The organism is Pedobacter steynii (assembly GCF_001721645.1).
GTDB classification, from domain to species: Bacteria; Bacteroidota; Bacteroidia; order Sphingobacteriales; family Sphingobacteriaceae; genus Pedobacter; species Pedobacter steynii_A.
Genome location: NZ_CP017141.1, coordinates 5,576,323 through 5,590,467 on the forward strand (window position 1 = coordinate 5,576,323; position 14,145 = coordinate 5,590,467).

Sequence of the window (14,145 nt, forward strand, 5' to 3'; positions counted from 1 at the left end):
AGGATAATGTTTTTTTTATATTTTCAGTAATTCTTTAATTACATCAGGGAACTCTGGCTGAATCCGGCCCAATTACCAGTTTTAATTCGTCACAATGTTTTATATCTTTAACTAAAATGAAATTAATGCTGATTCTATGAAAACACAAAGAACCCTGGTTTTATTCTTGCTGGTAATATTGTTCGGATCTATGAAAAACGAAAACCCTCAAAAAGTCGTTATCGGCTATGTGGGTGGTTTTAGAGGTTTGGTCAATACCGATTTAATCGCCGCAGAGAAGCTGACTCATATCAATTATGCTTTCGTAGATGTACAGGGAAACAAGGCATTCCTGACCAATGAAAAAACAGATACCGTTAACTTTCGCAAACTCTTATTGCTGAAAAAGAAAAACCCTGCGTTAAAGATTTTGATTTCCATAGGGGGCTGGGCCTGGAGCGAAAATTTCTCCGATGCAGTGCTCAGCGAAGCCTCCAGGGCAACTTTCGCCTCAACAGCGGTAGAGATCATCAGAAAATATAAACTGGATGGGGTAGACATCGATTGGGAATATCCGGCACAGCCGGGAGAAGCAGGAAATGTAGTCAGACCGGAGGATAAACAGAATTTTACCCTGATGTTTGAAGCACTGAGAAAAGAACTGGATGTTCTGGAAAAGGAAACAGGGACAAAAAAATTACTGACCACCGCAGTGGGCGGTTTTGCTGAATTTCTTGCCCATACGGAAATGGATAAAGCAGCCCGGTATCTGGACTATATCAACCTGATGACTTATGATTTCTATTCTGGAAAAATTGCCGGACATCATACCAATCTGTATCCCTCAAAAATTTATCCAACAGTAAATTCAGCAGATAAAGCCATCACTGCTTACATTGCAGCGGGAGTCCCGGCAAAAAAACTGGTTATGGGTATTGCTTTTTACGGAAGAAATTCCAGGGTTGCAGAAGGTACAGAAACCGGATTGGGTGCGGGATACGTAACCGGGGAATTTGGAAGCGGCTTCAGTAAAATTAAAGACAGCCTGATCAATAAACAGGGATTTAAAGAGTTTAAAGATCAGGATGCAAAGGCTTCTTATCTTTTCAATGCAGGTACACGTACGCTGATTACTTATGATGATGAATGGTCGGTCAGGGAGAAGTGTAAATACGTAACAAATCAGGGGATGGCAGGGGTCATGTTCTGGGAATACGCCTCAGACCCTAAAGAATACCTGTTAAATGAAATTGTGAAGTCCCTGAGGTGAAAGCCTGAAATAAAAATATATCTTTGCGAAATTATATCTATCTAATATTGTCAAATTACGCATGATAAAGAGAAATTCGGGTTACTTTATATTAATACTGCTGGTAGGCTTGTTTTCTTCCTGTTTTCAGATTATTGAAGAGGTTAATGTAGCAGCCAATGGCTCAGGAACTGTGAATCTAACGGTAAACCTGAGTGCAAGTAAAACGAAAGTCGCTTCTATTATGTTACTGGATAGTGTAAACGGATATAAAGTTCCTTCAAAGCAAACCATCCAGAAAGAAATGGATGAAGTGGTGGCTTACCTGAGAAATTCTCCTGGAATCAGCAATGTCAAAAAGACGGTAGACCTCGAAAATTATATCGCCAGTGTCAGCTTTGCTTTCAAAAATATCTCGAACATCAACAATGTAAATCAGAATGTGTTGAAAAAATTGAAGATTAAGGCCATCAACAATTCTTCCTACACCTATAGTCCGGAAACCAATACTTTCCGGAGAGATTATACCCATACTAAACAAGCGCTGATAGAATATAACAAGCTTAAACCTGAAGTTAAAAATGTGTTTAAAGAAGCGAGTTATACCAGCATTTATCGCTTTGACAAGACAGTGAGCACTTGTTCAAACCCGCTTGCTAAAATCTCGAAAACCAAAAAAGCAGTCATGCTGAATACCGGCATGATGGGCTTGATTAACGGAAAAACCAATATTTCCAATAAAATTATTTTATCTAAATAAATCCTCATCTTTACCTTTCTAAATTATCTATCTACTCATGAAGTACTTTTTTAAATCTGCAGTTACCGGAGCTTTTCTCCTGGGTACATTGACGCTCAACGCTCAGGATTTGTCCAGAAAAATACCGGCAGATGCTATGGCGGTAGCAACCATTAAAGGCAATAATTTTCTTGAACTGATGTCTGTTGAAGAATTCAACAACACTTTTATCGGAAAAGAAATGCTGGAGAAACTAAGCAAAGAGCAGAAAAATACCTATAACAGTGTGGCGGATTTCGGGTTTGACCTGTCTGCAACATTCTATTATTATAACCAAACGAACGATAGCGTTAGCTATAACTGCTTTCTTGCACCGATAAAAAATGCGGCTCAACTGGACAAACTATACGAGCAGTCGGGTAAAAAGTTTAGCATTAACGGAAAACAACGTTCTTATTTCAATGCAGATTCTACAGAAATTGTCCGTTGGGATGAAGAACTCTTCCTGATGGTAATGGCAGATGCAAGAAGTGCTTATTTCGACCGCCCCGAGGTTCGCGAACGTCTGGGGATGTCTGTCCTTGAAACCCCTCAGGAAGCAGTTTCCGTGGATAGCGCAGCAACTGCTGTAGATGTAGTCGATGCCGCAGCTGAGGTAGCAGTTGCAGAAAGCGCAGCTGAGGCTGCTGAAGTAGCAGTTGAGGAACCCAGACCAATAGTAAAAGTAAAGAAAAAACCTGCTTATCAGTCGAAGTCTAAAAAATCGAAAGCAAAGCTGAAAGGAAAGAAAACTGCTAAAAAAGCTTACAGGAAGAAACCGGTAAAGAAACCTGTTGTGGAAGAAGCGGAAGTATACGCCGAGCCTTATGACGAGGCGGCCGTTGCAGTAGATAGTGCTGTAGCAATTGTTGAAGATGCCCCTTATACTTACGAAGAAGATAAAAACTCTCCATATTATAAAGATAAAGCAATCAAAAATGCAGTAGCAGCCCGTTCGGCAATTAAAATGATCGACGACCTGTTTGCAGGTGTAAACCAGAACTCTATCCTTAAAAACTCAGATTTCACTAAAAACATAGACCCGAAAGCGGAAGCAAGCATCTGGATTGCAGGAGTAGAGAAACTGGGTAACGCTTATATGCCTGCAACCCCTTATTTAAAAGGAATGAATTTCCTGAATGGTTATGGAACTGCAAATGCGAAACTATACCTGGAAGACAAATCTATCCGCATCAGCTCTGCAATGACTTTTGGCGATGAAATGAGCACAGTGCTGAGGAATGTACACAAGAGAAAACTGAATAAAGCCTTTTTAAAATATGTAAATGAAGACAAACTGATCGGTTATATGGCTTACTCTTTGGATACCAAATCCTATCTGCAGGAATATCCTAAACTGGTTTCTAAAATCTATGGATCGCTTTATTCAGATGAAATCGGAATGGCAACAGACCTTTTCTCTTTAGTTATTGATGAAGATGCCATTAGTAAAGTAATCAAAGGTGATGGAATCTTTATCTTCAACGGATTATCACAAAAAGAGGTTTCTTATAAATCTTATGATTATAACGAAGAAAACTTTGAAACTACCGAAGTGATGAAAACCAAAAAAGAGACTTTACCTGATTTTCTGGCAATGATCTCTACTGAAGATACCCGTCTGATCAATAAGCTGATTGCTTATGGTGTGAAAAAAGAAGTGGTAAAAAGCAAAAACAGCTATTATGAGGTTACGATCCCTAAAAGCCCGCTTGCGTTATACTTTACCATTAAAGACGGAATCATTTTCCTGGGTACCAATGGTGCAGAGATGGAACAAATTGTCAGCAATACCTACCAGGCTAAAGTTTCCGGTCGACATAAAAGTGCTTTACTAGGAAACAACTATGCAGCGTATTTCAGCCCGAAAAGACTGGCAGGAAAAATACCTGCAGAAGAACTGGGAAGTCCGGCTAAAATTGAAAAAGCGAACAAGACGTTAAACTCCCTGGGAGATATTTATATCAAATCTTATCCAATGAAGAGCAATACATTTTCGGGAGAGATCAGCATGGATACACCTGCAGACCAGAAGAATGCATTGAAGTACTTGTTCTCGGTGATGGAGAACCTGAAATAAACAGGCTGTTGTTTCCGCAGGAAAAGAGCCGGCGGAAACAACATTACTGATCTAAAATGAAACTACTTTTTGATGAAAAAAATATTTAAAATATCAGCAGCAATAGTCGTATTGCTGCTGATTTCTGTTTATGGGTATCTGCAATTCAGAGCGTACCGTTCTTATCAGGACAGCATCCATCAGGAAGCGAACCTGATTTTTAAGGTTAATCTGGATGGAATCTTTGAAAGCATGTCGACAGATTTTATCAGCAACCCGGCTTATTATCTCAAAACGGGTAAAGGGGAGGAAAACAGCAGGAGAGGGATCTCTTTACCGGCAAATATTTTTGTTTATACCTTAAAATCAAAATCCTCAGGGACCTACTTCTGCACTTTAGCGGTAACAGACAGTACGGCGCTTCGACAGTACCTGAAACGGGTATTTAAGCTGAAGACCTTTCAAAAAACAGCTGAGGGAAACATAAGCGCTTTGTCGGCAGATCAAAAACTGACTGTCCTCTATAATTCCAAAAGACTGGCTATGGCTTATAGCTTTAAAAAGGACGCGGTAACAACAGTCCTGAAGGACTTACTGGAAAAGAAAAACATGATGAGCGGTGCTGAACCTGAACTGACGGCACTAAAAGCTACAGATGGACACCTGACCTGGAATTTAAACGATTATTCCGGAAGCATCAATTTTAAAGACGGAGCTGTGGAAGTGGATGGCACATTCCCGATTGCTGATATAGCTATCCCGGGTCAAACAGGGTATCTGGATAACTTTACAAAAGAGGCAACACTGAAGGTATGGCTGAACGCCGGGATCAGGAAAATCTTTGCCCATCAGGAATTCAATTTCAGGGATTTCCATTTTCAGGCGGATAGTTTATTGAAATCTTACCAGGACTATACTGCTCTTGAACTGGGAAAAAGCATCACACAAAAAGACAGTGTGATTACCTATGAATATAATGATGATTTTGAGAAGGTAGCGCAAACTACACTCAAAGAAGTGGCAGTGCCTCATATCCGGCTTACTTTAAGCGCAAACACAGCAGATCTGCTAAAATACCTGAGGAAGCAGCAGGTCATTAGTACTTCAGGACAGCTGAACAACAAACTGTTCCCCTTATATCAGGTGTTCAGTTTTGAGCAAAATCAGGCATGGCAGCTCAGTACTCTTGAAAATGAACGGTTTAGTGGAAGTTTTAAGCCTGCCCCGTATTTCTTTTTTGCCGAAGCTGATGTAAACCGGCTCAAAAGCCAGCAGCAATTCCCATTGCTAAACCCTTACCTCAGTGCATTGAGTTACGCGAAATTTACCGCAACTAAAGTCGATACCCAAAAGGGGAGACTGCAGGGGAGAATAGATTTCCATAGAAAAAATATCAATTCCTTTTCTCAGTTGATTAAATAAATGTCAGTAAGAACCGCTTCTAAACATTCATAGAAGGGGTTCTTGTTGTATTTGACAAAGTAATGATATTAATATTCCAAACGCTGCTTACATTTGCTTAACGGTGTTAAATTATTTACACTATTTAATTTTCTAAAACAATGGGAAGTAAAGAACGCATACAGAGGTTGAAAGAGGAAACAAGACTCAATATACTAGATGCTGCTCTGGAGATCGTAAAGGAAGATGGCTGGCAGTCGCTCAGCATGAGAAAGATTGCGGATAAAATTGAATATACAGCACCGATTATTTACGAATATTTTGCCAATAAAGAAGGTATTCTTCTGGAATTAACCAGAAAAGGATACATTATCCTGTTACAGGAATTAAAGGCGGCAAAAAGCAAACACCAGCTTCCTGAAGACCAATTAGAAGGCATGTGGCTGGCCTATTGGAATTTTGCCTTTAAATATAAAGAACTGTACCAGCTCATGTATGGAGTAGACATGAACTGTTGCGAGGTGATGAAAGCCTTTCCGGAAGCGGAGGGCACTACAAATATCATTTGTGATGCCATTAAGGAACTGATGACTGCAAATCCGGTTGATGATGACCTGGTCTGTAGAAAATACTTCACCTTCTGGTCTGTGGTACATGGCCTGATCTCTATCAATTTTGTAAGAAAAGGTACCGACAGTGAAACAAATCAACATATTCTTAGTGATGCACTAAAAGGAATTATAAAATATATCAACGATTAAATCTTTAAAAATGGGTTTAATGGCAACCCATTTTTTTATTAACAGCTACTTAACACTGTTAAATTACTTATCCACGTTACACCCTCTTTAAATCAAACATATCATGAAATATTATCCGCAATCCCCCCAATTACTTAACACTGTTAAACAATCTAATAACGTTATGAAAACATTAATTTTACTTTCCACCGCTATATTTCTTCTTGGCTGTTCCAGCGAACCGCCACAGGTTGCCAGCGCTCCGGCGCCATCACTACCAGTTATCTCTATCACTAAAAGCGCTGAAACGACTTTTCAGGAATATCCAGCTTCCGTTCAGGGTGCTATAGACCTGGAGATCCGTCCACAGGTAGGAGGTGTACTGGAACAGGTGCTCGTAAATGAAGGAGCATTGGTAAAAGCAGGACAGCCTTTATTCAAAATCAACTCCCTTCCGTTTTTAGAACAACTGAATAATGCTAAAGCTAATCAGCGTGCAGCAGAAGCGGCAGTACTAAATGCACAGTTGGAAGTAGATAAACTGGTACCTTTAGTACAGAATAAAGTGGTATCTGACATTCAGTTGAAAACTGCAAAAACAGCCCATCAGATCGCTGTTGCCAATGTAGCACAAGCGAAAGCAAGCGTAGGTACGGCACAGATCAATATGGGATACACACTGATTAAGGCCCCTGTGAGTGGATATATTGGTCGTCTGCCTAAGAAACAGGGTAGCCTGGTTTCTCCTTCAGATGTTTTACCATTAACCAATCTTTCTGATGTACATGAAGTACATGTTTACTTCTCTATTGGAGAGGCCGATTTTATCAGTTTCAAAGAGAAATACCCTTCTGCCACCACTGCCGGCAACCTGAAAAATCTTCCTCCCGTAGAGCTGGTTTTATCCGATAATGGCACCTATGCACAAAAAGGTAAAATCGATATGATTGACGGACAGTTTGATAAAACAACTGGCTCGATCACATTGAGAGCTAGTTTTCCTAATACTTCCGGTCTGTTGAGATCTGGAAATACCGGGAAAGTCAGACTAAGCCTGGAGCATCAGGATGCAATGATGGTTCCTCAATCGGCAACGGTTGAAGTACAGGATAAAGTATTCGTCTATGCAGTAGGTAAAGACAACAAAGTAGCCAAACAGCCGATAAAGATCATCGGAATCAGTGGTACCAATTACCTGATCAAAGAAGGTTTGAAATCCGGAGACAGAATTGTGTCTAAAGGAATGGAAATCCTGAAAGACGGAGATGCAATTGTTCCTGAAGCATCAAAAGAAGAAAAAACATTAAAAATTGCCGCTAATTAAGACCAGTCATGTTTAAGATATTCATTCAAAGACCAGTCCTCGCCACCGTTATCTCTATATTATTAGTGATCTTCGGGGTGTTGGGACTCTCCAAATTACCCTTACAACAATTCCCTGATATTGCGCCTCCGGCCGTTCAGGTAATGGCACTATATCCGGGTGCGAATGCGGAAACTGTATTGCGTTCCGTAGCACCTTCTCTGGAAGAATCCATCAACGGGGTAGAGGGAATGAGCTATATGAGCTCTACCGCTAGTAATGACGGATCGCTAGCCATCACTGTTTACTTCAAGCTGGGAACCGATCCGGATCAGGCTGCAGTAAACGTACAGAACAGGGTAGCCCAGGCAACCAGTCAGCTTCCGGCTGAGGTGGTACAAGCCGGGGTTACCACTGCCAAACAACAGAATAGTCTGATCATGGTACTGGATATGTACACCGATAAAGAATCGGATTATGATCAGACTTTCCTGGCAAACTATGCGCAGATTAACCTGATTCCGGAGATCAAAAGGATCCCCGGAGTAGGCTCTGCAAGTATTTTTGGCGGAAATAAAGACTATTCCATGAGGGTTTGGTTAAATCCGGCACAAATGGCCAGTTATAACCTGATGCCAAATGAAGTTATGGCTGCCATTCAAAATAAAAACGTGGAAGCAGCTCCCGGAAAATTCGGTGAGAGCAGCAAGAATGCCTTTGAATATGTGATCAAATACAAAGGAAAACTGAACCAGCCTAAAGACTACGAAAATATGGTCATCCGCTCTAATGCAGATGGTTCTATATTGAGACTTAAGGATGTGGCTAGAGTGGAATTCGGTGCTTATACTTATGGAAGTTTAACTCGTATCAATGGCAAGCCTGGTATCGATGTCGGCATTTTACAGCTGGCAGGATCGAATGCAAATGAAATCCAGATCAAAATCCAGGAGTTCATGAAAAAGGCAGAAAAAGATTTCCCTAAAGGAGTGAAATACGATGTGCTTTACAGCACTAAAGTTTCTCTGGATCAATCTATCGATCAGGTAAAACATACCCTGATTGAAGCATTTATCCTGGTATTTATTGTCGTATTTATTTTCCTTCAGGATTTCCGTTCTACCTTAATTCCGGCCATTGCAGTGCCGGTAGCGATTATCGGAACATTCTTCTTTATGCAGTTGTTCGGTTTCTCTATCAACCTGCTCACTTTATTCGCACTGGTTCTGGCCATCGGTATCGTAGTGGATGATGCCATTGTGGTTGTGGAAGCGGTGCATGCCAAAATGGAACACCACAATCTGCCACCAAAAGCAGCTACTGCTTCTGCGATGCAGGAAATTACAGGGGCCATCATTTCGATCACCCTGGTCATGTCGGCGGTATTCCTTCCGGTAGGTTTTATGGAAGGCTCAACAGGTGTTTTCTACAGACAATTTGCCTTTACACTGGCCATCGCCATCGTGATCTCTGCAGTAAACGCCCTGACTTTAAGTCCGGCGCTATGTGCATTGTTCCTTAAAAATCCGCATGAGCATCAAAATGAAAACGCAAAGAAAACATTTAAAGAGCGTTTCTTCATTGGCTTCAATACTGGTTTTAACAGCTTAACCAATAAATACATTGGCAGTCTGAGATTCCTGATCCGTTTTAAATGGGTGGGTATCGCTGGATTGATCCTCATTACCCTTTCTACCATCTGGATGGTAAAGAAAACACCTACAGGATTTATTCCTTCGGAAGATCAGGGATTTATTGCCATCGCTTTGTCTATGCCGGCTGGTGCCTCTCTCGAGCGTACTACAGAAGCCCTGAAAGAAGCGGAGAAAATATTAATGCCCCTAGAATCTAACCGTTTGTTAAACGTACTTTCAGGTTTTAACATCATGACACAAAGTACCAGCCCTTCGGCCGGAGTTGCATTTGTGCTCCTGAAACCTACTGAAGAACGTGGTAAATTAAAAGGAATCAATGACATCATGAACGACATCAGGGGTAAATTGTCTACTATAAAAGGAGCCAGCTTCTTCGTCTTTACTTTCCCTACCGTTCCGGGTTTCAGTAATGTGGATGGTCTGGACCTGGTACTACAGGATAAAAGTGGTGGCAAGCTCGATAAATTCAGTGGGATCGCTTATAATTTCATTGGAGAACTGATGAAACGTAAAGAGATTGCAGTAGCCTTTACAACCTTCAAAGCTGATTACCCTCAGTTGGAACTGAAGATAGATGATGAAAAAGCAGAGCAGCTGGGCATCAACACCAAAGATATCCTGCAGACCATGCAGGCCTATTTCGGAAGTGCACAGGCCTCAGATTTCAACCGCTTTGGTAAATACTACAGGGTAATGGTTCAGGCCGATGTGGCTAACCGTTCAGAAGCTTCAGCAATGGATGCGGTATATGTTAAAAACAAACAGGGCGAAATGGTTCCGATCAATACGGTAGCGACCTTATCAAGGGTTTACGGTGCGGAAACGGCTTCCAGATACAACTTGTTTAACTCTATTGGGGTAAATGCAATTGCAAAACCAGGATACAGTTCAGGTGATGCCATTAAAGCGGTAGAGGAAGTTGCACAGAAACACCTGCCTTCAGGTTATTCATTCGAGTTTTCCGGTCTGACAAAAGAAGAGATTTCTTCAGGCGGACAGTCAACGGTGATCTTTATCCTGTGTCTGGTATTTGTTTACTTCCTGTTATCTGCTCAGTATGAAAGTTATATCCTGCCTTTAGCGGTAGTGCTATCTATCCCTGCAGGTGTATTCGGGGTGTTCGTAGCCATCGGATTAACTGGTATCGAAAACAACATTTATGTTCAGGTGGCATTAGTGATGCTGATCGGCTTACTCGCTAAAAATGCAATTCTGATTGTAGAATATGCGGTACAGCGAAGAAAAGCAGGAAAAACATTGATCGCCGCTGCCTTGGAAGCTGCGAAACTGCGTTTACGTCCGATCATCATGACCTCACTGGCCTTTATCGTAGGATTAATCCCAATGATGAGCGCAACAGGGCCATCAGCCCTGGGTAACCACTCTATCAGTATTGGTGCAGCAGGAGGGATGATCTCCGGAGTAGTGCTTGGCCTGTTTATTATCCCGGTATTGTTTGTGATCTTCCAATACCTGCAGGAAAAAGTAAGTGGCAAACCACCGGTAGCAGAAGAGATTGGTCATGGGGTAACGGTAAATCCGGAAGCCAACATCATTTATTCCTAATTGATTAAAATAGATATATACTAATGAAAACATATATAAATAAACTTGCCCCGATTGTAATACTCGCATTACTTGCAGGATGTAAAGTTTCAAAAGATGTGGTAATCCCTAAAGCTAGCATTCCTGAAAATTTCAGGAATGCTGCATCAGCAGATTCGACCAGTATTGCGGCACTTAGCCTGAAACAGTTTTTTACAGATGCGACGCTTCAAAACTTGCTGGACACTGCTTTAATCAGAAATTACGACCTGCAAATTGCTTTGAAAAATATGGAAGCTGCCGATGTGTTGTTTAAACAGTCGAAATTGGGAAACCTTCCGGAACTGAACCTCAACATTACGGCAAATTCAAACCGCCCTTCAGATAACAGTCTCAATGGATTGAGTGCAGGTCAGTTTTTAAAAACGAAACACGTTGAAGACTACAATGCAAACCTGGCACTTAGCTGGGAAGCAGATATATGGGGCAAAATCAGAAGCCAGAAACAGGCTGCATTGGCCACCTATCTGCAAACTGCAGAAGCTAAAAAAGCAGTGCAGACACGCTTAATCTCAAATGTGGCTCAGGGATATTACCGCCTCCTGATGATGGATGAGCAAATGGCCGTTGCCAAAAGAAACCTGGCTTTAAGTGACAGTACCCTGAGGATCATTCACATGCAGTTTGATGCCGGACAGGTAACTTCCTTAGCCATTCAGCAGGCGGAAGCACAACAACTGGTTGCTGCCCAGCTGATCCCTGAACTGGAACAAAACATCAGCATCCAGGAAAATGCCCTGAGCATTCTGGCAGGTCAGCTTCCGGGAGCACTGGCCAGAACCGCCAGCTTAAATAAAATCAGTTTTCCGGAACAACTTTCAGCCGGTTTCCCCTCAGCAATGGTCAGCAGAAGACCAGATGTGAAAAGTGCAGAATTGTCTTTGAACATTTCCAATGCCCAGGTAGGGATCGCGAAAGCCGGTTTGTATCCTTCACTGAGCATCACGGCCAGTGGAGGTCTGAACGCTTTCAAAGCAAGCAACTGGTTCAACATCCCGGCTTCCTTGTTTGGAACGGTAGCAGGGGGGATCACCCAACCGATTTTTCAGCGCAGACAATTGAGAACACAATATGAAACCGCAAAGATTAACCGTGAAAAAACCGTAATTCAATTCAGACAATCGGTATTAAATGCGGTAGGTGAAGTTTCTGATGAACTTGTTAAAATTGAGAAGCTTAAACAACAATACTCCATTGCACAAAATAGGGTGAGCACCTTACAGCAGGCGGTAAAAAATGCCAACCTATTGTTTAAAAACGGAATGGCCAATTACCTGGAAGTAATCACGGCTCAAAGCAATTCTCTGCAAAGTGAATTGGAACTGGCTACGATAAAAACAGCCCAACTCAACGCTTCAGTAGAGCTTTATCGCGCTCTGGGGGGTGGCTTTTAGCCCAAACCGCGATTAATTTGTAAATTTTACATCGCGATATGATAAAACTAAAGTTTTAATTATTTAACATTGGCCTTTATATGATCTTTTATAAAGGCCGTGTTATTTAATAGACCCAAAGGTTATACCGAATCAGAATTGCTGGATGAAATTGCAGGGGGCAATGAATCTGCATTTAACCTGTTATACGAAAAGTATGCAGGTAAGGTATATACTATGGGCATCAAATACCTCAAATCCCCCTTCCTTGCTCAGGATGCCGTACAGGAAATCTTTGTGAAGGTATGGAACAACAGGGCGCAATTGCCTCAGCTGAACAGTTTTCCTGCCTGGTTGACGACCATTTCCAGAAACCAGCTCATCAATGAGCTTCAAAAACAGATTCCAATGGAAACCCTGGAAACCTTTCATCCGGATGAAACAGATGTAGCTGGCCCCTCCGCAGGTAATGATGTGGATTTCCGCGAGCTGGAACAACTGATCCGAAAAGGCATCGAAAGCCTTCCACCGCGTCAGCAGCAGATCTATAAACTCAGCCGGGAAGAAGGATTAAGCCATAAACAGATCTCGGAACAACTCAGCATTTCCTATGATGTGGTCAGGGAACACATGAGCAAGGCCCTTAAGAATCTCCGGATATTTTTGGAAAGCAATTACCGCTATATGCTATTGATATGGCTGTTTTCCAGAAATAATTAAAAAAAATAAAAAGGCACCCCCACAACTTTTCTTTTTAACTGTCTATATTATTGTAATGACACCAGAAACATTTAAATCACTTTTAGCAGGTCACCATTCCGGTACCCTGACTGCACAGGAAAAGCAACAGCTTCTATCGCTATTGCATGACCCGCAGTACCAGGAAGAGCTGCAAGGTCTCTTTACAGAAGATTTATCTGATGAGGATTTTCAGGTTACGGCCAGAAAAGAAGAATTGGATATGGTTTATGAGCGTATAAAATTGCAAACCACGGTTCAGGAGCCAAAGGTAATTTCTCTGCGTCCGCTAAGATGGGCAGCAGCAGCTGTTGTGCTGATTTCGGTAACCGTTGGTGCGTATTACCTGAACTCAAAATACAATAAGGAAGTCCTTCCGTTGGAATTTGCCGGTCAGAAAGGAGAGTACATTAAACCTGGAGGCAACAAAGCAATACTGACTTTATCCGATGGTTCTCATATTGCTCTGGACGATGTGGCCAATGGTGAAATTGCAAAAGAATCAGGTGTTCAGATTACAAAAACTGCAGACGGGAGATTACTTTATGCTGCCCGTCCGGGATTGAGCCATGTAAAAGTCGGATACAATAGCATTGCCACGCCAAAAGGGGGGCAATACCGCATTGCACTTCCGGATGGAACCATGGTTTGGCTAAACGCCGCTTCATCTCTGAAATATCCATCCGCATTTGTGGGTAAAGAAAGAAAAGTTGAACTCAGCGGAGAAGCTTATTTTGAAGTGACAAAAAATAAAGCCATGCCTTTTATGGTAAAAACCAGGCAGCAGGAAGTGGAGGTATTGGGAACTCACTTCAATATCAATGCGTATGATGATGAACACGGCGTGAAAACAACGCTGATTGAAGGAAGTGTAAAAGTGAAACTCCCTTCCAATAAATCAGTACTGCTTAAACCTGGAGAACAAGCTGAAGTCTTAGCAGATATAAAGGTGAGCCCGGTGGATGCCAATGCCGTTATAGATTGGAAACAAGGCTTGTTTTGGTTTAATGATGAAAGTATTTTCAGCATCATGCGTCAGTTTTCAAGATGGTATAATATTGAAGTAGAATATAGGGGAGATGTGAGCAATATCCGTTTCGGCGGGCAGGTATCGAGGATGAAAAATTTATCTCAGGTCCTCCGGATTATGGAGCTCACAAGATCCGTAGAGTTCAAAGTGGTAGGAAACAAAATTATCGTGATGCCGTATACTTCAAAAAATGAAAGACAAGACTAATAATTTATAAAGAGTACCAACCTGTATG

The 14,145-nt window shown here is 41.7% G+C and carries 10 protein-coding genes; all 10 read left to right on the forward strand.

All coding sequences use genetic code 11. From position 1 onward, the window contains the following. The first annotated feature begins 136 nt into the window (after positions 1-136). Complete coding sequence (locus BFS30_RS23010; protein WP_237028647.1) at positions 137-1,249, forward strand: glycoside hydrolase family 18 protein; 1,113 nt, start codon at positions 137-139, stop codon at positions 1,247-1,249. 61 nt (positions 1,250-1,310) lie between these two features. Beyond that, a complete protein-coding gene (locus BFS30_RS23015) occupies positions 1,311-1,988 on the forward strand; it encodes a hypothetical protein (RefSeq protein WP_069381441.1) in 678 nt (225 codons plus the stop codon). A 37-nt stretch (positions 1,989-2,025) separates the two neighbouring features. Continuing rightward, a complete protein-coding gene (locus BFS30_RS23020; protein WP_069381442.1) occupies positions 2,026-4,086 on the forward strand; it encodes a hypothetical protein in 2,061 nt (686 codons plus the stop codon). Between the two features lie 72 nt (positions 4,087-4,158). Further along, on the forward strand, positions 4,159-5,487 hold the full coding sequence (locus BFS30_RS23025; RefSeq protein WP_069381443.1) for a hypothetical protein: 1,329 nt from the start codon (positions 4,159-4,161) through the stop codon (positions 5,485-5,487). A 140-nt stretch (positions 5,488-5,627) separates the two neighbouring features. Beyond that, positions 5,628-6,227, forward strand: coding sequence for a TetR/AcrR family transcriptional regulator (locus tag BFS30_RS23030; RefSeq protein WP_069381444.1), 600 nt, complete (start codon positions 5,628-5,630; stop codon positions 6,225-6,227). A 163-nt stretch (positions 6,228-6,390) separates the two neighbouring features. After that, complete coding sequence (locus tag BFS30_RS23035; protein ID WP_069381445.1) at positions 6,391-7,530, forward strand: efflux RND transporter periplasmic adaptor subunit; 1,140 nt, start codon at positions 6,391-6,393, stop codon at positions 7,528-7,530. 8 nt (positions 7,531-7,538) lie between these two features. Beyond that, positions 7,539-10,730 carry an efflux RND transporter permease subunit gene (locus tag BFS30_RS23040; protein WP_069381446.1) on the forward strand — a complete coding sequence of 1,064 codons (3,192 nt, stop codon included), beginning with the start codon at positions 7,539-7,541 and terminating at the stop codon, positions 10,728-10,730. Between the two features lie 23 nt (positions 10,731-10,753). Beyond that, a complete protein-coding gene (locus tag BFS30_RS23045) occupies positions 10,754-12,163 on the forward strand; it encodes an efflux transporter outer membrane subunit (RefSeq protein ID WP_069381447.1) in 1,410 nt (469 codons plus the stop codon). A 99-nt stretch (positions 12,164-12,262) separates the two neighbouring features. Next, positions 12,263-12,862: an RNA polymerase sigma factor gene (locus BFS30_RS23050; RefSeq protein ID WP_083252202.1), complete on the forward strand. Its 600-nt coding sequence runs from the start codon at positions 12,263-12,265 to the stop codon at positions 12,860-12,862. Positions 12,863-12,917: 55 nt separating this feature from the next. Then, positions 12,918-14,117: a FecR family protein gene (locus BFS30_RS23055; RefSeq protein ID WP_069381448.1), complete on the forward strand. Its 1,200-nt coding sequence runs from the start codon at positions 12,918-12,920 to the stop codon at positions 14,115-14,117. The last annotated feature ends 28 nt before the right edge of the window (positions 14,118-14,145 follow it).